The organism is Buttiauxella sp. 3AFRM03, assembly GCF_003675305.1.
GTDB lineage: Bacteria > Pseudomonadota > Gammaproteobacteria > Enterobacterales > Enterobacteriaceae > Buttiauxella > Buttiauxella ferragutiae.
The window spans coordinates 1,056,786-1,078,906 of record NZ_CP033076.1; the positions used below are offsets into that span (position 1 = coordinate 1,056,786).

Genomic DNA, 22,121 nt, shown 5'->3' on the forward strand with positions numbered 1-22,121 from the left:
AATCATGTGATTATTCATGAGATTAATTTGAGAAATACTATCAATTGAGATTGATAATGAGAACCGTTATCGGCAAAATCCAGCTCGTTCTTATTTCAAAACATTTATAAATGTTAATATTTTCCATCTAAGGAATGATGATGATGCATAAAAACGCGCGCTGGGTGCTTAACCCGTTGCTTCTGGCGATGATGGCTCCGGCTGTCGCGCAGCAAACTTCCGAAGAAAACATTCTGGTTTCTGCCAACCGTACACACCGTACTGTGGCTGAAATGGCACAGACCACCTGGGTCATAGAAGGCGCTGAGCTTGAACAGCAGATTCAGGGAGGAAAGGAGCTGAAAGACGCACTTGCACAGTTAATTCCCGGTCTGGATGTCAGCAGCCAAAGCCGCACCAACTACGGCATGAATATGCGTGGCCGCTCTATCGTGGTGTTAGTGGATGGCGTGCGCATGAACTCGTCCCGTACCGATAGCCGCCAGCTAGATTCCATTGACCCGTTTAACATCGAGCATATTGAAGTGATCTCCGGTGCGACATCACTGTATGGCGGCGGCAGTACCGGCGGCTTGATTAATATCGTGACGAAGAAAGGCCAGCCTGAAACCCAGCTGGAATTTGAAAGCGGGATTAAATCAGGTTTCAACAGTAGCAAAGATCACGACGAGCGCGTCGCAGGCGCGATTTCTGGCGGTAACGATCATGCATCAGGGCGTTTATCGGTGGCGTATCAAAAATTTGGTGGCTGGTATGACGGCAACGGCGACCAAACCCTGCTCGACAATACACAGACCGGTTTGCAGTATTCTGACCGTCTGGATGTCATGGGTACGGGCACATTAAATATTGATGAAACCCAACAGCTGCAACTGGTGACACAGTATTACAAAAGCCAGGGTGATGATGATTACGGCCTGGATTTAGGGAATAATTTCTCGGCGGTAACCGGCAATGGCAAGGCGTATGTCAGTGACCAGCTTAATTCAGACCGTATTCCTGGCACCGAGCGCCATCTCATTAGCCTGCAATATTCCAACAGCGATTTCCTCGGGCAGGAATTGGTGGGGCAGATTTATTATCGCGATGAGTCCCTGACGTTCTATCCGTTCCCGACGCTGACACGTAACACAGTCACCAGTTTCTCCGCCTCGCAACAAGATACCGATCAGTACGGTGCGAAACTGGCAATGACCAGCCAACCGCTCGACGGCTGGCAGATTACCTATGGTGTGGACGCCGATCACGAGAGCTTTACCTCGAACCAAATGTTCTTTGATTTAGCAAAAGCGAACGCCTCAGGTGGCCTGAATAACCAAAGCATTTACACCACCGGTCGCTACCCTGGCTACACCATTACTAACCTCGCGCCGTTCTTGCAAACCAGCTATGACATCAACGACCTGTTTACCGTAAGCGGCGGTGTGCGCTACCAGTGGACCGAGAATAAAGTTGATGACTTTGTTGGATTTACTCAGCAGCAAGGTATAGCGAACGGTATCGCAAAATCGGCCGATGCCATCCCTGGTGGCAGCACCGATTACGACAACGCGTTATTCAATGCTGGCTTACTGATGCACATTACCGAGCGCCAACAAGCGTGGTTCAACTTCTCGCAAGGCGTTGAATTGCCTGACCCTGGCAAATATTACGGCAACGGGACTTACCGCCTGGTTAATGGCCATTACCAGCTCGTGAACAGCGTTAACGTTGGGCAGTCTAAACTTCAGGGCATTAAGGTCGATTCTTATGAGTTAGGCTGGCGCTATACCGGTGATAGCCTGCGCAGCCAGATTGCGGCGTATTACTCGTTGTCCGATAAATCTATCGCCATCAACCGTGCAGATATGACCATCAATGTTCAGGATGATAAGCGTCGTATTTACGGTGTTGAAGGTGCGGTGGATTACTTCATTCCGGATTCAACCTGGAGCACCGGGATTAACTTCAACGTGCTGAAATCCGAAACCAAAGTTGACGGAAAATGGCAGAAATGGGACGTGATTTACGCCAGCCCATCGAAAGCCACCGCCTACGTTGGCTGGGCGCCAGATCCATGGAGCCTGCGTGTTCAAAGCCAGCAGACGTTTGATTTGACTGATGCCAGCGACAATAAAATCAACGGTTACAACACTATCGACTTTATTGGTAGCTATGCGTTACCCGTGGGTAAACTCAGCTTCAGCATCGAAAACTTACTGGATAAAGATTACACCACCGTATGGGGCCAGCGCGCACCACTGCTGTATAGCCCAACTTACGGCAGCCCATCGCTGTATGAATACAAGGGCCGTGGACGCACTTACGGTGTGAACTACTCTCTGCTGTTCTAAGGTGGTTTCTACAGGCCGGTCAAAAACCGGTCTGTTTTTACGCCCACAAACAAATTGGTACTCGACCCGAAATCGATAGTCATTTAAAACATAGGGACTCTAATTATAGGTACTATGAATATGTTGGCAGGTATCATTGGTTTAGGTTCGGTCATCGAAACCGCTTATCTTCCGGCTTTACGCCGTATGTCCCTTCCCGCTCTCGAACTTTATGGTTATGACGCTGACCCAGCGCGCCAGCTTGAGGGAATTAGCCGTTGTGATTCGCTTGATACGCTGCTGGCTAAACCGCTCGACGTGGTGCTAATCACCACTTCTTCGCTTCATCATTTACCCGTGCTCGAAAGGGTTTTGCAAAGCCGTGTTCCCGCAATCGTCGTTGAAAAGCCGGTTGCCGCCACGCTCACGCAACTTAAGAAACTCGAAACATTACTCGAGCAACCGCAAGCTGCCGCTCGTGTTCTGGCGCTGGATCACTGGATGATTCGCACTCAAGCTAGCGACTGCATTCACAACATCAGTGAAATAAGCCGCATCGAAGGTTTTTTGCAGGAACCCAGTGGGTTTAATGCCGCTGGTGAGCCTGCCGCGTTGAATTTTGCCACCGGTGAGGCGGATACCCGCCAGCTACGTCATCCTGACGGCGTGATTGTTGATATCGGCACGCATGTCCTCGCCATGATGCGCGAAACACTCTATCAGTTAGGTGGTAACCATCGGTTAGAGATTGAGTTGAGCTACGCACGTGACCGTCTGGGAAATGAGATTGCAGCAGGCGATTTTACCACCGCAGAAGGTGAAGCCCTGCTGACCGGCACCCTCAGCGATATTCCGTTCACTCTCCATCTTAATAAATATGCTGGCCCTGCGGGTGGGCAAAAAGGCATGCGTATCTATCTGCATGATGGGCGAGTCATCAATATCGACCGTGAAGGCCAGAATGAAGTGATTGAACGGACGACTGAGCACGAAACCAGGCGTCAAACCCTTGCAGGGCCGTTATATGACCGTTGTTTACATGACGTGGTGTTTGGTGAGAACAGGCTGTTTTTACGCTTACCCGAGGAGATCCCTGCTTACACTCAGCGACGGATAGCCGAAGTGACGGCGCTGCTGGAATTACAGCAGCAGTTACGTGGCCGCCATTAACAAAAAACCCATCTTTGCAGATGGGTTTACATTTTTTGGTGGATGACGCTATCGCTTATCCACCCTATGATACCGGCATGTTATCGGTTAGATTTTAGTCAAAACCAACTGGCCATTGTTATCCAGCGGGATCTGGTTGCCAGGGTCTTTATCCATGCGGATTTTCCCTTGCTGATCGCCGATGCGGTATGTGACGTCATAACCGAGCATTTTTTCTGACTTGTCGTACACGGTTTTACATTTTTGCTGTGTCGTGGTGTAGGTGTCGCGGTCCTGCATATTGCCTTGCACCTGGTTACCTGCGTAACCCCCACCTAATGCGCCCACCACTGTGGCAACATCTTTACCGCGTCCGCCGCCAAACTGATGACCAATCACGCCACCGGCAACCGCACCCAGTGCTGAACCGATGATGCGGTTTTCATCTTGTACCGGTCGGCGATGAGTCACCGCGACGTTCTGGCACTCTTTACGTGGCGTTTTTACCGTTTCCTTGATAGGTGTCGCTGACACCACCTGTGCGAACTGAGGACCACGGTCGAAAACGTTCATGCTGGCAACCGCCGCCACACCCAGTGCTGCGGCCACACCGATACCTATACCCGCTAACATTGATTTATTCACAGGACATCCTCCTGACTTTGCTATTGCTTACAATTTTGCAACCAGAGTAGGACCAGGCAAATCAGACAACGGATGAAAAACGCAGATTCTTACGGAGAAAACAGCTGTTTGAGAGAATTCCTAAGCAAGAAAAACCCGACAAGTGGTCGGGTTTGAATTTCATGCTGGCCAGACGATTAGTGCAGTTTCAGACGCGGACGGATCACGCGGTTGATGCTACCCACCAGCATCATCAGGCCGGTTTTGAAGTAACCATGAAGTGCAACCTGGTGCATACGGTACAGCGAGATATAGACGAAACGCGCCATGCGCCCTTCTACCATCATCGAGCCGCGCATCAGGTTACCCATCAGGCTGCCAACGGTGGAAAACTTAGACAGCGACACCAGCGAACCGTGGTCTTTATAGATGTAAGATTTCAGAGGCTTATCTTTCATCTGCGCAAGAATGTTGGTTAAAACCAGTGACGCCATCTGGTGCGCCGCTTGCGCACGTGGCGGCACAAAGCCACCTTCAGGGCGCGCACATGAAGCACAATCGCCAATCGCGTAAATATCAGGGTCACGCGTGGTTTGCAGCGTAGGCTCAGTCACTAACTGATTGATACGGTTAGTTTCAAGGCCACCGATATCTTTCATAAAGTCGGGTGCTTTAATCCCTGCCGCCCAGACCATCAAATCCGCTGCGATGTATTCGCCGTCTTTGGTATTCAGGCCGCCCGCGTCTGCGGAAGTCACCATGGTTTGCGTCAGAACACGCACGCCCAGTTTGGTCAGCTCGCTGTGTGCCGCCGCAGAAATACGTGGCGGCAATGCAGGCAGAATACGTTCACCGGCTTCGACCAGCGTTACGTTTAGCGCTTCGTTAGTCAGGCCTTTGTAACCGTAGCTGTGCAGTTGTTTCACCGCGTTATGCAGCTCAGCAGACAGCTCAACCCCCGTCGCCCCACCGCCAACAATAGCGATGTTAACTTTGCCGCTGGCACCGAGGTTTGCAGAATACTTGAGGAACAGATTCAGCATTTCGGAATGGAAACGGCGCGCCTGATGCGGGTTATCGAGGAAGATACAGTTGTCTTTAACGCCTGGGGTGTTGAAGTCGTTGGAGGTACTACCCAACGCCATCACCAGCGTGTCATAAGGAATTTTACGTTCAGGGACCAGCAGCTCGCCTTTGTCGTCACGCAGTTCTGCGAGCGTCAGAGTTTTGCTTTCGCGGTTAATGTCGACCACGGAACCAAGCTGGAACTGGAAATGATGGTTACGTGCATGTGCCAGATAGCTCAGCGCGTCTACACCTTCATCCAGTGAACCGGTTGCCACTTCGTGCAGCAGCGGTTTCCATAAATGGCTGTGGTTACGGTCGATAAGCGTAACCTTAGCTTTTTTACCACGACCCAGTTTTTTACCTAACTGAGTGGCCAGTTCAAGTCCGCCAGCACCACCACCGACAATGACAATCTTTCTTAATGGCGTAGTCAAAGTGACCCCCTTAAAATATTAACCAATTGTTAATTAAAGGTTATGTAAATAGCATTTAATTAACAACAAGTTAGCTAAACAAACTCACGAATATGACCAAAGAATAACATGGATGGTGTATTGGTCATACCAAAATTGATGTGCGTCAAATTTTTATGCCGAAAAGATAAACAAAAAGGGCCAGCACCTGGCTGACCCTTTCACTTTTTGCTTATTTAGCCCGCGGCTAGCCGAGAGTCTTGAACGCTTTAATCCGCTGCAAATGTGGTGAGATATTTTTGAATTTATGGGTCTGTTCCTGATCCCATACGATCTCATAGTAATGGTGCAGCAGTTCTGCGGCTCGTGCGTTATCCAGCGCTTCGTCATTACGCGACAAAATGGTCAGGCAACGGTCACGGTTTTTCTCGCGGAAATTCTGCACGCACTTGGTGGCAATATCGGTGTATTCCTCAGGACGGTCGATTTTCCCTTCCATATTCTCTTGCGGGAACAGATTTGGGTTAAAAATCACCTGGCGAATATCACACAAGAAACCAATACGCTCGGCCCAGAAACCGCCAAGCCCGACACCGCAAATCAGTGGCCGCTCATCGACACTGAGTTGCAACATTTTGTCTACTTCTTTGAGCAGATGCTGCATATCGTGTTTCGGATGCCGCGTGCTGTAACTGATAAGGCGGACGTCCGGATCGATAAACTGGAGTTGCAGCACCTTTTCATGGTTACCAGGACTATTAGAGTCGAAACCGTGTAAATAGATAATCATTGCATCCTCACCACACGAATTCAGGCCATTTGGCCTGATGAGTTAAAGACCCGCCTTGTGGGCTTCCCACTGCTCATGCAGCGCCTCAAGTTGCTGGTTTGCTTGCTTCCAGCGCGCTGACGACATCAGCTCCTGGCGGGTAAATGAACCTTTATGATACAAACCTGTAACACGCTCTGCTTTGACCGGAGACAGGTTATCTAACACGCTAACCGCACCATTACGATTATTGCAGACCAGGATCATATCGCAACCTGCATCCAAAGAAGCTTGCCCGCGTTCAGCGTAGCTCCCCATGATGGCAGCGCCTTCCATTGATAAATCATCCGAGAAAATAACGCCATTAAAGCCCAGCTCGCCACGCAAAACGGTTTTCAGCCAGTGCGGAGAACCACTCGCCGGAAGCGGATCGACGTCGGTATAGATAACGTGCGCCGGCATAATGGCGTCGAGTTTGTTATCAGTAATCAGACTGCGGAAAATCTGCATGTCGTGTTCACGGATCAGCGCTTCATCACGCGGGTCACGCGGGGTTTCTTTATGGGAATCAGCCGTTACCGCACCGTGGCCAGGGAAGTGTTTACCGGTGGTTTTCATACCTGCGGCGTGCATGCCGTCGATAAAGCGAGTCGCCATCGCCAGCGCTTTACGCGGTTCTTCATGGTAGGAACGCTCACCAATGGCGGCACTGATATGGCCGATATCCAATACTGGCGCGAAACTGATGTCGATATCCATGGCAATCATTTCGCTTGCCATCAACCAGCCTGCTTCTTGTGCCAGTTTCCCACCCAACTCCAGGCCATGTATTGCGGCAAAAGATTGTGCTGCTGGCAAACGGGTAAAGCCTTCACGGAAACGTTGAACTCGCCCACCTTCCTGGTCAACCGCAACCACCAGACGATTGTGAGAAGCTTCACGGATTTGACGAACCAGCTCACGGAGTTGCTCAGGATCGTGATAGTTGCGGGTAAAAATAATCAGCCCACCGACCAGTGGGTGCTTTAGAATTTCACGCTCTTCGGCATCCAGCTCAAAGCCTGCCACATCTAACATTACCGGACCCACATCAACCTCTCTTAATTAATCAAACGCTCGCAGACGGCACCATGCTTCGTCTGCAAGGGTTATAAATGTTCTGTCTTGCGTTTGTTGCCAGCGGCATTCATACCAGGATGCCATCAGCAAAATAACCCACGGTTGCCAGCGGCTGACCTGTCGGCGTAATTTATCCACCTGAATATGGTTCAATTGAGCATAAGCGCGAACCAAAGACTCGCCATCAATATTATTGGCCGCAATAATAGCCGCCAGCTCCAGCGCCACATCCCCATCACCGGCGTATTCCCAGTCGATGAGTTTGATACTTTGCACCTGATGCACCAGGTTACCGGCATGAATATCCATATGCAGCGCAGCAAGGCGCAGCGGTTTTGGCTCACCCTGCTTGTTCATCTTTTTAAGCCAACGCAACCAGGCCAGGCTTCTTCGCTCAGGCCCGGCCATTTGCCAATAGTGTTCCAGTAAAGGCAACAAATTGATTCGCCAGCCGAAACAAGGTTGATGATGTAAATCATACAGTAAGGAATTGAGCGAATGCAGTGAGGGTAGTTCCGATTTTACCTCCCCAGCCAGCCATTCAACGATTAACCAGCCATTCGCGAGGCAAACTGGACGTGACCCAATTTCGTGAGAAATTCGAGTTAACGCTCGATATTGCCGGGCGAGAGAAACACCCGGCATCGGGGTTTCAAGCTGTTGTCGCGCGACATACTCCCGCGTGCCAATGGTGAAATGCAGGCTCCCGCCGCTCAATCCTTCAAGAGGAGAAAAGCAACCGGCGGCCTGAGCCGCCGGAAGATACTTTTCAATCACACTTTGCAGTGTCGAATTATTGGGTTTGTTGAACAGCACTGCTGCCTGACCAAATAATTTCGCCGGTCTGTACCAGCATCAACTGCATTTTCAGCGTTGGTGCATTCACGTTGCCACTGGCATTGCTATACAGCACATATTGCGCACCAACGTTACGGGCAATACCAATCGCTTTAGTACGAGAACCCAGGCTGTCTTGTGGCGATAACCCGAGTTGTTGTTTTGCCAGCGAAAGCTGTTGTGGCGACACAAGGGTAAATTTGCCGTTGTTTGCCAACGCACCGTGCAGCGCTTCGGTCGCTTTACCAGTTTGCAGCGAACCATTGGTGTGATTGTTCACGCTATCCACCAGCAGAACGCCGCCGGCTGTCACGCCATCGGCTTGTAACATTTTGCCAACCATCGGCTGCATCGCGCTGCCCCAATCGTAGCTACGAACTTTAGGTGTGGCAGGAATAGTCGGCTGTGGCTGTTCAATTGGGCCTGGCTGAGTTGGCACAGTCGGCACCGTTGGAACAGTCGGTGGCGGTTCAACTGGCTGCTGCGGAACTGGCTTCACTTCTTCCACAGGAGCAGGAGCTTCACCACGGTTAATACACCCGGATAAAATCATCGCCGCGGCGATAATTACCAGGTAACGATGGATTCCCTTAATCAAAATTCACCCCTTATAAAGAGAGAGATAGACGAACTTGACGTGCGTCTGGATAACTGGCTATGGATGACACCGAAACGCTAGATTTTGCAGGTATCGTAATCGTGCGCGGCTGCTCGAGAGGATGAATTTCCAGCCCTTTGTCGTCATACCAATAAAAACGATAGCTGATGATGACTGGTTTAGACTGCTCATTATACAACTGGCTACGTGAAACAGTGGCACCGCTATCACTTGAAATATCAGGTTTTTCAGCACTAATCCCCGCCGCAAGCACCGAGGTTTCCATCACCAGCGTTTGATCATCGCTGACAGGAATCGCGGGTTTGGAACTGCATCCCACCATAAAAATGATGGCCAGTAGCGTTAACAGCGAGTTCGCTTTCATCAATTTATCCTTTATGCGCCAGCATCGGCCCAAGCACACGGCCACCCAGCAGGTGCATGTGAATGTGGTAAACCTCCTGTCCACCATGGCGATTGCAGTTCATGATCAGACGATAGCCGTCTTCTGCAATCCCTTCTTGTTCAGCAATTTTTGCTGCTGCGATCAACATGCGCCCTAGTGCCAGTTCATGCTCAGTAGTTACGTCGTTAACCGTTGGGATCAGCACATTAGGAATGATAAGGATGTGGGTTGGAGCCTGTGGCGATATGTCACGGAATGCAGTGACTAACTCATCTTGATAAACGATATCAGCCGGAATTTCCCGGCGGATAATTTTACTGAAAATGGTTTCTTCGGCCATGACGTTACCTTTTATTCATGTGTGGCGAACTTTATGTGACATAGCCCAAGAGTATGAGCGAGTTACACCTACTCTTTCAACCTTAACCTGTGAATTGTAGACGTAAAAAAGGGAGGCCAATGGCCTCCCTCAGTCTCCCCAACTTCTTATTAGCTGTTACGGATCCACTCATCCATTTCAGTTTTCAGGTTATCGGATTTAGTACCGAAGATTGCCTGAACACCTGAACCAGCTACAACTACACCTGCTGCACCCAATTTCTTCAGGCCAGCCTGGTCGACTTTAGAAATGTCGGCCACGCTAACACGCAGACGGGTAATACACGCATCCAGGTTAGTGATGTTTTCTTTACCGCCGAAAGCGCTAACCAGAGCTGGTGCCATTTCGCTTGTGGAAGTGGTAGTCGTCTCAGATGTTGCGTCTTCACGACCTGGAGTTTTCAGGTCAAGCGCTTTAATCAGCACACGGAACACGGTGTAGTAAATCGCCGCGTAGCACAGGCCAACAATTGGGAACAACCACAATTTGCTGCTGTTACCGCTCAGCACGATGAAGTCAATCAGACCGTGAGAGAAGGAAGTACCGTCACGCATACCCAGAAGGATACAGATTGGGAATGCCAGGCCTGCCAACACCGCGTGGATGATGTACAGGATTGGAGCAACGAACATGAAGGAGAACTCGATTGGCTCGGTAATACCGGTCAGGAACGAGGTCAACGCAGCGGAGATCATGATACCGCCGACTTTTGCACGGTTCTCAGGTTTAGCTGAGTGCCAGATTGCGATAGCCGCAGCAGGCAGACCGTACATTTTAAACAGGAAGCCACCAGACAGTTTGCCCGCAGTTGGGTCACCTGCCATGTAACGTGGGATATCGCCGTGGAAGACCTGACCTGCAGCGTTGGTGTATTCACCAATTTGCATCTGGAATGGAACGTTCCAGATGTGGTGCAGACCGAATGGTACCAGGCAGCGCTCTACGAAACCGTAGATGCCGAATGCCACAACCGGGTTCTGGTAAGCAGCCCACTGAGAGAAGGTCTGAATAGCCGTACCGATTGGAGGCCAGATGAAGGACAGCACAACACCCATGAAGATCGCAGCCAGACCGGAGATGATCGGTACGAAACGTTTACCCGCGAAGAAGCCCAGGTATTCTGGCAACTTGATGCGGTAGAAACGGTTAAACATGTAGGCTGCAATGGCACCAGAGATGATACCGCCCAGAACACCGGTATCAGCCAGGTGTTTTGCCGCGATCTCTTCAGCAGGAATATGCAGAACCAAAGGTGCAACAACCGCCATGGTCTTAACCATGATGCCGTATGCAACCACAGAGGCTAATGCAGAAACGCCATCGTTATTCGTGAAGCCTAATGCCACACCGATAGCAAAAATCAGCGGCATATTGGCGAATACTGAACCGCCAGCTTCCGCCATTACATGAGAAACGACTGCTGGCAGCCAGCTGAAGTTTGCAGAACCGACGCCCAGCAGGATACCTGCGATTGGCAGTACGGATACTGGCAGCATCAGCGATTTACCCACCTTTTGCAGGTTAGCAAATGCATTCTTAAACATATTGAGAGTGCTCCTGAGTATTTGTGCTTTTTTTTACGCGTTATGCGCATCGGACTGGGGGGAGATCCGGTCCATATACAGGCATCTTAAGTGCCCTTTGATTTATTACGCAGAGTAAAATAAATCGAAGATTTTTTGTTTGACGGCTATCACGTTTCTCTAAAAGCCATATGAAAAACTTTCATTAATTTACAAAACACGTTTCTAAACGTTACAAAAAGAGTCTGCACCACCCTTTTTGGGGTGGTGCACTGTACTCGCTTCGATCATTAATTACGAGCTTTAAAATAACTTAGACTTATCAAACGGATTGCAGGCGGGAGTCAGGAATATGGAACAAAGTGGCGAAGTTTTTTGTCGTCACAACGGCCAATTCCTCAAGTGAAACACCTTTCAGTACCGCCATATATTCCGCAACATCGCGCGTCATTGCCGGTTGATTTTCCTTACCACGATGCGGCACCGGAGCAAGATAAGGTGAGTCGGTTTCCACCAATATGCGATCCAGTGGCACATAGCGCGCCGCTTCCCTGAGTTGTTCGGCATTGCGGAAAGTCACAATACCGGAGAAAGAGATGTAAAAACCCATATCGAGCAATTTTGCAGCAGTTTCTCTGTCTTCTGTAAAACAGTGTAGTACCCCACCGCAGTCTGTCACTTTCTCTTCATGCAGAATGGCCAGGGTATCGGCGCGTGCATCTCGGGTATGAACAATCACCGGCTTGTTAAGTTCACGGCCAATCTGGATATGATGGCGGAAAGATTCCTGCTGGCGGGGTTTGGTTTCCGGGGTATAGAAGTAATCTAATCCCGTTTCCCCCAGCGCAACGACGCCAGGATCGGCGGCTAGGCGGCGAAGTTCCTCGACGTCATATTCTTCGTCCTGATTCAGCGGGTGTACACCGCATGAATAAGCGACATTGTGACGCTCACCAACTAATTGGCGCATATTGCGATAACCGTCGAGCGTAGTGGCAACCGCAAGGCAGAATTTCACATCACGTGCCGCCGCTTTTTCCAGGACGTCATCGACGCTTTTATGCAGGGATTGATAATCCAGGCCATCAAGATGGCAATGTGAGTCAACCAGGAACATACAGATACTCTTAAAGATGGAAGGAAGGAAGGACAGCACCTGGTTGCATTAAACGCTCCCAGGTGAGCAATTGTTCAGTCAGCAATAATTCGCGGTTCACACCTACGACACTCAGCAATGCTTCGCGGCAGGAAAACCAGCTATGCAAAATAGCTTGTAGCATCGCGGGGCTTGCGCTGTTGGCAATATTTGCCACCAATGTATGTTGATCATCATTGGTCAACCACGGCGTAGCACCCTGCTGCCATTTTAGTGCATCAACCAGCAGTGAGCATAACCAATGGACGCGAACGGTCGCATCATCACTGTTCAAAGCAGGCAATAACGCCAGCATGTTCTTTGTGGCGCAAGCTTCGTTGAGTTTCTCGCACAGTGTCTGGCGGTGCTTCCACTGTTCAGGTTGCAACAGAGCCAGCGCACCGGCGGGAGCGCCAGAACTCAGGCGCAATGCGGCGCGCAGCTGCGCGTTATCCAGCGTGATTTCCCGGGCCAGCCAGGCGAGAGCAAAGTTTTCGTCTGGGGGAGTCAGATACCAGTACAGGCAGCGACTACGCAGTGTGGCGGGTAAACGCGCAGGTTCACGGCACCCCAGAAAGAACCAGGTATTGGATGGCGGTTCTTCGAGTGTTTTCAACAACGCATTGGCCGCCGCCTCGGTAAGTAAACCGGCATCTTCCAGCCAGACCACTTTTGCTCCACCCTGCTGAGCGTGGCTGTAAAGCTTTTCAGTTATTTCACGAATAGCATCAATACCAAGACTGGATTTGCCCTTTTCTGGCGCGACCACGTAGCTGTCAGGATGTGTTCCCGCCTGCATCAACTGGCAACTGCGGCACTGGCCACAGCTTTTCGTTCCTTGCGGTTTCTGGCACATCAACCAGCGTGTGAGAGCGTAGATTAATGCGTCGTCCCCCATGCCAGACAATGAATGTAACAACAGTGCATGGTGCCCGCGCCCAGCCTGATACTGGCTGAGGATTTGCTCAAACGGCGCGCGTAACCATGGATACCATTTCATTACGCCAGCCCCTTAGCCCACTCAAGCACGGCGTTACGCACGTCTAGTGAAACTTTATCCAGGGTTTGTGTCGCATCAATGGTACGGATACGGCTGTCGCTTGCAGCAAGTTCCAGATAACGGGCGCGGGTGCGGTTAAAGAAGTCGATAGACTCCTGTTCGATGCGATCCAGTTCACCACGCGCACGGGCGCGAGTCAGGCCAACTTCCGGCGTGACATCAAGATAAATGGTCAGATCAGGATAGAAATCACCCAGCACGGTATTACGCAGTGCCATCAGTAATTGCTGGTCAATACAACGGCCACCGCCCTGATATGCTTGCGTCGAGAGGTCATGACGGTCACCAATAACCCATGCTCCGCGTGACAGCGCCGGTTTGATGACCGTTTCAACAAGCTGTACGCGTGCTGCGTAGAACATCAACACTTCAGCTTTATCCGTTACGATCTCATCGCCGATACCTTTGTTGTTCAGCGTCAACTCACGCAATCTTTCCGCAAGAGGCGTGCCGCCGGGTTCACGCGTGAAGACCAGATCGGTCACCCCCAGCTCTTTTAAAGTCGCAACCACCACATTATGTGCGTTAGTTTTCCCTGCCCCTTCGAGCCCTTCGATGACGATAAATTTACTGACCATTCTTGTCCTTCAGTGCTTTGAGATACACCTGCACAGCCTGATTATGACCTGCAAGGTTGGTATTAAATGTATGACCGCCCTTTCCATCAGCGACAAAATAGAGATACGGTGTTTTCGCGGGGTTTGCCGCGGCTTGCAACGAAGCGTTACCAGGAATCGCGATTGGGCCTGGCGGCATGCCACTAATCACATAGGTGTTATATGGCGTCGGCGTTTCCAGATCTTTGCGCGACAGCTTACCATTATAGCTCTCACCCATACCGTAAATTACCGTTGGGTCGGTTTGCAAACGCATGCCGATGCGTAAACGGTTGATGAACACCGAGGCGACTTGATCTCTTTCTGCTGCCACAGCGGTTTCTTTCTCGATTATCGAGGCCATGGTGACCAAATCGTTTTGCGTTTTGTACGGCAATCCGTCTTTTTTGCCATCCCATGCAGTCTGAACGGCTTTGACCATGCGCTCATGGGCGCGTTTTAACAGCGCAATATCGGTGGTGTTAGCAGTGTAAAGCCAGGTATCGGGGAAGAACCACCCTTCAACCCAATCTGGATGCTCAAGCTTTAAAACTTCGGCAACGGTGGCGTAGTTATCATCTTTAAGGGTGTGCTGAATGAACGGTGCTTCGCGCAATTGTTTTAGCCAGTCACTTAAACGAGTCCCTTCGACAAATCGAATAGGAAATTGAGCTTCTTTGCCACTGGCTAACAGTTTGAGCATATCTCGAACCGTCATTTGCGGGGTAAAGCGATAAGTGCCCGCTTTAAATTTAGCGAGGTCTGGCTCAACTTTTAACAGCCACTGGAATACTCGTGGGCGATTCAGTAATTTTTCTTCATATAACTGCTTACCCAACGCCAGGCGACCCGTGCCCGGCTTGAGCATAAATATGGTGTCTTGCTTGATGGTCAGATGGCTGTCGGCGAGTTGACGGACTTTATATAAGCCAACACCTGCCGCCACGCCAAGCACCACTAACAACAGCAGGAAGAAACGTAGCATCTTTTTCATTGATAATTGGTTACTCACAAAGTGGTGCTAAAAATTGATAAAGCTCATGCGATTTATATTGCCAGGATTCAGCCTGGTTCACAGGGATAATCGGCATCAATGCGTTGCAAATTAGCACTTCATCAGCCGTCGCCAGGCTGTCTAATCTTTCGCGCACTTCAGTCACCTGCCATGATGAATCAGCCAGACAGGCGATAATATGCTGACGCATGGTGCCGTTCACACCAGATTTATCTACATACGGCGTAAATACCTGTGTTCCTTTACGCCAGAATAAATTAGCGGCACAGCATTCCGTAAGCCACCCATCGCTGTCAAGAACCAGCGCCTCCTGGGCTGGCATCTGTTCAAGATGCGTACGAATCATTACTTGTTCGAGCCGATTCAGGTGTTTAATTCCGGCGAGATGTGGGTTGATACCCATCCGAATTGGGCTAAGCGCCAGGGAGATACCGTGTGCGCGCCACTGAGGATAAAAAGCAGGGTAAGCAGAAACCGACAATAAGCGAGTCGGCTGCACGCAATTTGCGGCGCTATAACCACGCCCACCGCTGCCTCTGGTTATGATCACCTTCAACACGGCTTGTTGTTCAACCGCCGCCATTTGCTGCATTTCATTTTCCAGCAGTGACCAATCGACAAATGGAATCAGGAGTTTTTCACAGGCTTGCTGCAATCGAGCGAGGTGTTGTTCTAAAAAACGAATGCTGCCGTTGCAAGCACGCGCCGTGGTGAAGCAGCCATCACCGAACTGCACAGCGCGATCGTTCGCCGCCAGATTTTCCGTTAACTCACCATTGATTAAATACATTACAACTCCTCAATGTTCTGTGAGTTAAGAGTGCCAGTGCGAAGGGTTTGCAGCAAGAGGGGACATTTCAGATGTATAAAGGGCCCGCAAGCGAGCCCTTTATAAGTAACGACTTAGATCTTTTTAAAGATCAATGAGCCGTTGGTACCACCAAACCCGAATGAATTACACAGAGTGTATTCCATTCCTTTCACCTGGCGAGCAACATGAGGAACAAAGTCCAAATCGCAACCTTCGTCAGGGTTATCAAGGTTAATTGTTGGTGGAATCGCCTGATCGCGCAGTGCGAGGACGGAGTAGATTGACTCTACAGCCCCTGCAGCACCTAACAGGTGACCGGTCATAGACTTAGTTGAGCTCACCAGAACACGCCTGGCATCTTCACCAAAAATAGTCTTAACCGCTTGTGTTTCAGCTTTATCGCCAGCTGGCGTTGAAGTGCCATGCGCATTCACATAGCCCACCATACCAGGGGTAATACCTGCATCACGCAGAGCATTTTCCATCGCCAGTGCAGCACCTGCACCTGACTCCGGCGGAGAAGTCATGTGATAAGCATCGCTGCTCATACCAAAACCAACGACTTCTGCATAGATTTTCGCGCCACGTTTCTTAGCATGTTCGTACTCTTCGAGTACCATCATGCCTGCGCCATCACCCAGTACAAAACCATCACGGTCTTTATCCCACGGACGGCTTGCCGCTTGTGGGTTTTCGTTACGGGTAGAAAGTGCACGTGCCGCACCAAAGCCACCCACGCCCAGCGGAGTACTCGCCTTCTCTGCGCCACCTGCCAGCATAGCGTCTGCATCGCCGTAGGCGATCATACGTGCTGCCTGACCGATGTTATGCACACCAGAAGTACAAGCTGTAGCAATGGAAATGCTTGGGCCGCGCAGGCCAAACATAATGGTCAAATGACCTGCTACCATATTCACAATAGTGGATGGTACAAAGAATGGGCTGATCTTACGTGGACCACCGTTGACCAACGAGGAGTGGTTCTCTTCGATAAGACCCAGACCACCAATACCAGAACCAATTGCGGCACCGATACGGATTGCATTCTCTTCTGTTACTTCCAGACCAGAATCCAGCATGGCCTGGTGGCCAGCAACAATTCCATATTGAATGAAGGCATCCATTTTGCGCTGTTCTTTGCGCGAAATGATGTCGTCACAGTTAAAATCCTTTACTAAGCCAGCAAATTTCGTTGCATAGGCGGTAGTATCGAAATGGTCGATTAGGCTGATGCCACTCTGACCGGCAAGGAGAGCTTTCCAGCTAGACTCTACGGTATTGCCGACAGGAGACAACATGCCCAGTCCGGTCACAACTACACGACGCTTAGACACGTTTGTCCTCCAGGGAGGGAAAAAATAATACTAGTGGGACAATTAGATAAAACTCAGGCGGTCGAATGACCGCCTGGAGATGTTCACTTACGCCTGGTGACCGTTGATGTAATCAATGGCAGCCTGAACAGTGGTGATTTTCTCAGCTTCTTCGTCCGGAATCTCAGTATCAAACTCTTCTTCCAGAGCCATTACCAGCTCAACGGTGTCAAGAGAATCAGCGCCCAGGTCCTCTACGAAGGAAGCGGAGTTGATAACTTCTTCCTGCTTAACGCCCAGTTGTTCGCCAATAATTTTCTTAACGCGTTCTTCGATAGTGCTCATACTCTTAAATTTCCTATCAAAACTCGCTTTCGCGATGGTTTTCGTAGTGTATAAAATGTTGAAAAAGATGCAACTAAATCCCGGCAGGTCATACCACGATTTTACGCTATTTTGCGGGCATTCGCCCAAATAACGCAAATATTTTGTATCGTGGTTAAACCATATACATTCCGCCATTGACGTGCAGGGTTTCACCAGAGATGTAACCCGCCTCGTCAGAGGCTAAAAATGCAACAGCACTGGCGATTTCTTTTGCGTCGCCTAAACGACCCGCTGGAACTTCCGCCAGTATACCCGCACGCTGTTCTTCAGAAAGCGCACGCGTCATGTCCGTTTCAATAAAGCCCGGAGCAACAACGTTTACAGTAATACCACGAGACGCAACTTCACGTGCCAGTGATTTACTGAAACCAATCAGACCCGCTTTCGCCGCAGCGTAGTTTGCCTGACCAGCATTTCCCATGGTACCAACCACGGAACCAATAGTGATAATACGACCATGACGCTTTTTCATCATAGCGCGCATTACCGCTTTTGACAGACGGAAAACTGATGACAGATTGGTTTCGATGATATCGTTCCATTCGTCATCTTTCATGCGCATTAACAGATTATCACGAGTGATACCGGCATTATTGACCAGAATGTCAACTTCACCAAATTCTGCGCGAATATTTCCTAAAACAGCTTCAATCGAAGCAGGATCGGTCACATTCAGCATATAGCCTTTGCCGTTATCGCCCAGATAATCACTGATCGCCTGCGCACCGCTTTCGCTGGTCGCAGTACCGATAACTTTCGCACCACGGGCCACTAGGGTTTCCGCGATTGCGCGGCCAATACCGCGGCTTGCACCGGTTACCAGCGCAATTTTTCCTTCAAAACTCATGGTCATCCTCGTCTTATTGCTCGAGCGCCGCTGACAGAGCTACCGGCTCGTTAATCGCCGATGCTGTCAGTGTGTCAACAATACGCTTTGTCAGGCCAGTCAATACTTTACCAGGCCCTACTTCCAGCAACTGGGTCACACCCTGTGCTGCCATAAATTCAACTGATTTAGTCCATTGTACTGGGCTGTACAATTGGCGCACCAGCGCGCTACGAATAGCTTCTGGTGATGTTTCGCACTTCACGTCCACATTGTTCACAACCGGAACAGTTGGCGCATTGAAAGTAATATTTTCCAGCGCGACTGCCAGTTTATCTGCCGCTGGTTTCATCAGCGCACAGTGAGAAGGCACACTGACAGGCAATGGCAGTGCACGTTTTGCACCGGCGGCTTTACAAGCTGCACCTGCACGCTCAACTGCGTCTTTATTACCCGCGATCACGACCTGGCCTGGTGAGTTATAGTTCACCGGAGAGACTACTTCGCCTTGAGCCGCTTCTTCACAAGCTTTGGCAATTGATGCATCATCAAGACCGATGATGGCATACATTGCACCTGTGCCAGCAGGAACCGCTTCCTGCATCAATTTGCCACGTAATTCAACCAGACGCACCGCGTCAGCAAAATCAATCACACCAGCACAAACCAGAGCAGAATATTCGCCCAGACTGTGGCCTGCCATCATAACAGGCGTTTTGCCACCTTGCTGCTGCCAGACACGCCATAAAGCAACAGATGCGGTAAGCAAAGCAGGCTGAGTCTGCCAGGTTTTGTTCAACTCTTCCGCAGGACCTTGTTGGGTCAATGCCCACAAATCATAGCCCAGAGCAGCAGAAGCTTCACGGAAGGTCGCTTCTACAACAGGGTTTGCTGCTGCGATTTCTGCCAGCATACCTGGTGCTTGCGAACCCTGGCCTGGGAAAACAAAAGCAAATTGAGTCATGGTTAAATCCCTAATAATCAAAAACGAACCAGTGCTGAACCCCAGGTAAAGCCGCCACCGAAGGCTTCGAGCAATACCAGTTGGCCACGTTGAATTCGACCATCACGAACAGCTTCGTCAAACGCTGCCGGTACAGAGGCCGCAGAGGTGTTGCCGTGGCGATCAAGAGTCACAACCACATTATCTAATGACATGCCAAGTTTCTTGGCCGTGGCACTGATAATGCGTAAGTTAGCCTGATGCGGCACCAACCAATCGAGATCCGAACGATCCAGATTATTCGCCTCAAGGGTCTCATCAACAATGTGTGCAAGCTCTGTAACCGCGACTTTAAAGACTTCATTACCGGCCATCGACAGGTGAATCGAATTTTCAGGATTCACGCGATCGACATTCGGTAGCATCAGCAGTTCACCATAGCGACCGTCAGCATGCAGGTGGGTTGAAATGATACCAGGCTCTTCAGAAGCACTCAGTACAACCGCCCCTGCACCATCACCAAAAATAATAATTGTGCCACGATCGGTAGGATCGCAAGTACGAGCCAGCACATCAGAACCAATAACCAGCGCATGTTTTACTGCACCAGACTTCACATATAGGTCTGCCACGCTCAGGGCGTAGGTAAAACCTGCGCAAGCGGCTGCAACATCAAATGCAGGGCAGCCTTTAATCCCTAACATTGCCTGCACCTGGCAGGCAGCACTTGGGAAAGCGTGCGTTGAAGAAGTTGTGGCAACGATAATCAGCCCAATTTCAGACTTATCGATTTCTGCCATTTCAAGCGCACGCGTAGCCGCAGCAAAAGCCATTGTTGCAACGGTTTCATCTGGCCCAGCAATTCGACGTTCACGAATACCTGTACGGGTGACAATCCACTCGTCAGAAGTATCCACCATTTTTTCCAGGTCGGCGTTGGTACGCACGTGTTCGGGCAAATAGCTGCCCGTACCAATAATCTTCGTATACATGTACGTCAGTCACTCTTGGGTAATACAGATTCCAGGCGGGCAGCAATCCGTGTAGGGACTTGCCGCGCCACCGCCTGCACTGCCTGTTCAATAGCGACAACAAACGCTCGCTGATTGGCCGCTCCGTGACTCTTAATCACTGTGCCGCGCAATCCTAACAGACAGGCGCCATTATACTGGTCGGGGTTGAGGTGACTGAATCGCCTGGTCAGGCTCTTTTGTAACCAATGCTTCAATATTATTAGCCACCACGACCTTTTTTTCCCTTCACCTTGAGATTTCAAAAGCGAAAGGAACATTCTGGCAACCCCTTCCATCGTCTTGAGGGTGACGTTACCGACAAAGCCATCACACACCAGCACATCGGTTTTTCCCGTCAACAGCTCGTTCGCTTCAAGATAGCCAATATAGTTGATAGAAGGCATTGTTTTTAATAAAGCTGAGGCATCACGAATACTATCGAGACCTTTAGTCTCCTCTTCGCCGATGTTCAGCAAAGCGACTCGCGGGGAGTTGATGCCGAGTACTTCTTCAGCCATCACAGAACCCATTATCGCGAATTGCACCAACATATTACTGTCACAATCAACGTTCGCACCGAGATCCAGCACGACAGTTTTACCCTTTTGTTGATGCGGTAAAACCGTCATCAACGCTGGGCGCTCAATCCCTTCAATCGGTTTGAGCAATAATTTAGCCAGGCCCATCAGCGCACCAGTATTTCCTGCACTGACACAAGCCTCCGCTCGCCCTTCTTTTACTAACTCAAGCGCCACTCGCATTGAGGTTCCGCGACTGTTACGAATCGCTTGCGAAACTCTTGCATCACTGGCAATAACCGATTCCGCAGGAACTATCTGCGCTCGTGAACGTTTTTCAAAATCAGCTTTGGCAAGTAATGGCGTGATGGCGTCGGGGTCGCCGACTAATAGAAGGTTTAGCTGAGAGTTAGAGTCCAGTGCCTGCAAAGCTGCAGGCACTGTCACGGAAGGACCGAAGTCCCCACCCATGGCATCTAACGCAAGGGTTAGACGTCTCAAGGTATCGCCAATTACTTAGCGATAACCTTGCGACCGCGGTAGAAACCGTCGGCGGTGATGTGGTGACGCAGATGAGTTTCGCCAGAAACTTTGTCCACGGACACTGCTGCTGTGGTCAGCGCGTCATGGGAACGACGCATGCCACGTTTAGAACGGGTTGGTTTATTCTGTTGTACGGCCATGGACCTTACTCCTCAATTACTTATGCTTTAAACTGGCTAATACGGCAAATGGGTTTGGTTTCTCCGCCTCGGAAGGCAGTTTGCCAAATACCATGTCCGCCTCGGACACTTCACAGTGTTCAGAATCATGCACCGGAACAACTGGCAAGGAGAGGATAATTTCATCTTCAACCAACGCCAGAAGATCGATTTCACCAAATTCGTTGACCTGAACTGGTTCATATCCTTCCGGGAGTGCTTCAGCCTGCTCGTCTTTGACGATCGGGCTAAAACAATACTGTGTGTAGACCTGATGGGCAAACGGCTTTCCGCAACGCTGACATGCCAATGTTACCGAAACCTTCGCATCACCGGTAAGAACCGCGAGGCGTTGGTTATCGATGGCAAATGACATATCGCATTCCACATCACTGTCTACACTGACTACAAATTCGGCGACACGCTCAACCTGAATAGGGGTGTAAACACCCGTGTAATCAAGGCGTTTTTGAGCCGTACGAACCGGATCGAGAGTCAGGGGTAATTTTACTTTTTGCATAGGGCGCGCATATTAACTTTGTAACGTCATAGAGTCAAAGAAAAAGCCTGTAAACAGCGCCTTTTCTACTTATTCGCACACATTGC

General features: G+C 50.2%; 24 protein-coding genes. 2 read left to right on the forward strand and 22 right to left on the reverse strand.

The genetic code is table 11. The features are described from left to right. Positions 1-143: 143 nt before the first annotated feature. Together iutA and D8682_RS06470 are read left to right on the forward strand one after the other, a co-directional pair. The gene (gene iutA, locus D8682_RS06465; protein WP_064547996.1) at positions 144-2,333 is read left to right on the forward strand and encodes a ferric aerobactin receptor IutA; all 2,190 of its coding nucleotides are present in this window, start codon (positions 144-146) and stop codon (positions 2,331-2,333) included. A 120-nt stretch (positions 2,334-2,453) separates the two neighbouring features. Further along, positions 2,454-3,482 (forward strand): Gfo/Idh/MocA family oxidoreductase, encoded by a 1,029-nt coding sequence (locus D8682_RS06470; RefSeq protein ID WP_121813855.1) that lies wholly within the window; start codon positions 2,454-2,456, stop codon positions 3,480-3,482. Between the two features lie 87 nt (positions 3,483-3,569). Here the strand turns inward: D8682_RS06470 and D8682_RS06475 are convergent, their stop codons facing one another. The 22 genes from D8682_RS06475 to yceD all read right to left on the reverse strand — a co-directional run bounded on the left by D8682_RS06475 (position 3,570) and on the right by yceD (position 22,035). Next, positions 3,570-4,106, reverse strand: coding sequence for a glycine zipper 2TM domain-containing protein (locus D8682_RS06475; protein WP_064547785.1), 537 nt, complete (start codon positions 4,104-4,106; stop codon positions 3,570-3,572). Between the two features lie 176 nt (positions 4,107-4,282). Next, a complete protein-coding gene (locus D8682_RS06480; RefSeq protein WP_064547787.1) occupies positions 4,283-5,587 on the reverse strand; it encodes an NAD(P)/FAD-dependent oxidoreductase in 1,305 nt (434 codons plus the stop codon). Positions 5,588-5,813: 226 nt separating this feature from the next. Then, the gene (gene ycfP, locus D8682_RS06485; RefSeq protein ID WP_121813856.1) at positions 5,814-6,356 is read right to left on the reverse strand and encodes an alpha/beta hydrolase YcfP; all 543 of its coding nucleotides are present in this window, start codon (positions 6,354-6,356) and stop codon (positions 5,814-5,816) included. Between the two features lie 42 nt (positions 6,357-6,398). Then, complete coding sequence (gene nagZ, locus D8682_RS06490) at positions 6,399-7,424, reverse strand: beta-N-acetylhexosaminidase (protein WP_064547791.1); 1,026 nt, start codon at positions 7,422-7,424, stop codon at positions 6,399-6,401. Positions 7,425-7,439: 15 nt separating this feature from the next. Then, complete coding sequence (gene thiK / locus D8682_RS06495) at positions 7,440-8,270, reverse strand: thiamine kinase (protein ID WP_121813857.1); 831 nt, start codon at positions 8,268-8,270, stop codon at positions 7,440-7,442. Further along, the gene (gene lpoB, locus D8682_RS06500; RefSeq protein ID WP_232886550.1) at positions 8,248-8,844 is read right to left on the reverse strand and encodes a penicillin-binding protein activator LpoB; all 597 of its coding nucleotides are present in this window, start codon (positions 8,842-8,844) and stop codon (positions 8,248-8,250) included. Before lpoB ends, thiK begins: the two co-directional genes overlap by 23 nt. A gap of 55 nt (positions 8,845-8,899) precedes the next feature. Continuing rightward, a complete protein-coding gene (locus D8682_RS06505; RefSeq protein WP_064547798.1) occupies positions 8,900-9,274 on the reverse strand; it encodes a YcfL family protein in 375 nt (124 codons plus the stop codon). 4 nt (positions 9,275-9,278) lie between these two features. Further along, the gene (gene hinT / locus D8682_RS06510; RefSeq protein WP_064547800.1) at positions 9,279-9,635 is read right to left on the reverse strand and encodes a purine nucleoside phosphoramidase; all 357 of its coding nucleotides are present in this window, start codon (positions 9,633-9,635) and stop codon (positions 9,279-9,281) included. A gap of 149 nt (positions 9,636-9,784) precedes the next feature. Continuing rightward, positions 9,785-11,218, reverse strand: coding sequence for a PTS glucose transporter subunit IIBC (ptsG, locus tag D8682_RS06515; protein WP_064547802.1), 1,434 nt, complete (start codon positions 11,216-11,218; stop codon positions 9,785-9,787). Between the two features lie 301 nt (positions 11,219-11,519). Beyond that, positions 11,520-12,314, reverse strand: coding sequence for a metal-dependent hydrolase (locus tag D8682_RS06520; protein ID WP_121813858.1), 795 nt, complete (start codon positions 12,312-12,314; stop codon positions 11,520-11,522). Between the two features lie 10 nt (positions 12,315-12,324). Then, positions 12,325-13,332 carry a DNA polymerase III subunit delta' gene (gene holB, locus D8682_RS06525; protein ID WP_121813859.1) on the reverse strand — a complete coding sequence of 336 codons (1,008 nt, stop codon included), beginning with the start codon at positions 13,330-13,332 and terminating at the stop codon, positions 12,325-12,327. Then, positions 13,332-13,970, reverse strand: coding sequence for a dTMP kinase (gene tmk, locus D8682_RS06530; protein WP_064547808.1), 639 nt, complete (start codon positions 13,968-13,970; stop codon positions 13,332-13,334). The genes holB and tmk overlap by 1 nt, the downstream gene beginning before the upstream one ends. After that, complete coding sequence (gene yceG, locus D8682_RS06535) at positions 13,960-14,982, reverse strand: cell division protein YceG (RefSeq protein ID WP_121815653.1); 1,023 nt, start codon at positions 14,980-14,982, stop codon at positions 13,960-13,962. The genes tmk and yceG overlap by 11 nt, the downstream gene beginning before the upstream one ends. Before the next feature lie 10 nt (positions 14,983-14,992). After that, on the reverse strand, positions 14,993-15,793 hold the full coding sequence (pabC, locus tag D8682_RS06540) for an aminodeoxychorismate lyase (RefSeq protein WP_121813860.1): 801 nt from the start codon (positions 15,791-15,793) through the stop codon (positions 14,993-14,995). 113 nt (positions 15,794-15,906) lie between these two features. Further along, positions 15,907-17,148 carry a beta-ketoacyl-ACP synthase II gene (fabF, locus tag D8682_RS06545; protein ID WP_064547812.1) on the reverse strand — a complete coding sequence of 414 codons (1,242 nt, stop codon included), beginning with the start codon at positions 17,146-17,148 and terminating at the stop codon, positions 15,907-15,909. An 87-nt stretch (positions 17,149-17,235) separates the two neighbouring features. After that, the gene (gene acpP, locus D8682_RS06550; protein ID WP_034456161.1) at positions 17,236-17,472 is read right to left on the reverse strand and encodes an acyl carrier protein; all 237 of its coding nucleotides are present in this window, start codon (positions 17,470-17,472) and stop codon (positions 17,236-17,238) included. Between the two features lie 154 nt (positions 17,473-17,626). After that, positions 17,627-18,361, reverse strand: coding sequence for a 3-oxoacyl-ACP reductase FabG (fabG, locus tag D8682_RS06555; protein ID WP_064547814.1), 735 nt, complete (start codon positions 18,359-18,361; stop codon positions 17,627-17,629). Positions 18,362-18,374: 13 nt separating this feature from the next. Next, positions 18,375-19,304, reverse strand: a complete 930-nt coding sequence (gene fabD, locus D8682_RS06560; RefSeq protein WP_064547817.1) for an ACP S-malonyltransferase — start codon at positions 19,302-19,304, stop codon at positions 18,375-18,377. 17 nt (positions 19,305-19,321) lie between these two features. Further along, the gene (locus D8682_RS06565) at positions 19,322-20,275 is read right to left on the reverse strand and encodes a beta-ketoacyl-ACP synthase III (protein ID WP_064547819.1); all 954 of its coding nucleotides are present in this window, start codon (positions 20,273-20,275) and stop codon (positions 19,322-19,324) included. Positions 20,276-20,280: 5 nt separating this feature from the next. Continuing rightward, on the reverse strand, positions 20,281-21,315 hold the full coding sequence (gene plsX / locus D8682_RS06570) for a phosphate acyltransferase PlsX (protein WP_121813861.1): 1,035 nt from the start codon (positions 21,313-21,315) through the stop codon (positions 20,281-20,283). A gap of 11 nt (positions 21,316-21,326) precedes the next feature. After that, positions 21,327-21,497, reverse strand: a complete 171-nt coding sequence (gene rpmF, locus D8682_RS06575; protein ID WP_034456167.1) for a 50S ribosomal protein L32 — start codon at positions 21,495-21,497, stop codon at positions 21,327-21,329. Between the two features lie 16 nt (positions 21,498-21,513). Further along, positions 21,514-22,035, reverse strand: coding sequence for a 23S rRNA accumulation protein YceD (gene yceD, locus D8682_RS06580; protein ID WP_034456169.1), 522 nt, complete (start codon positions 22,033-22,035; stop codon positions 21,514-21,516). Positions 22,036-22,121 lie beyond the last annotated feature (86 nt).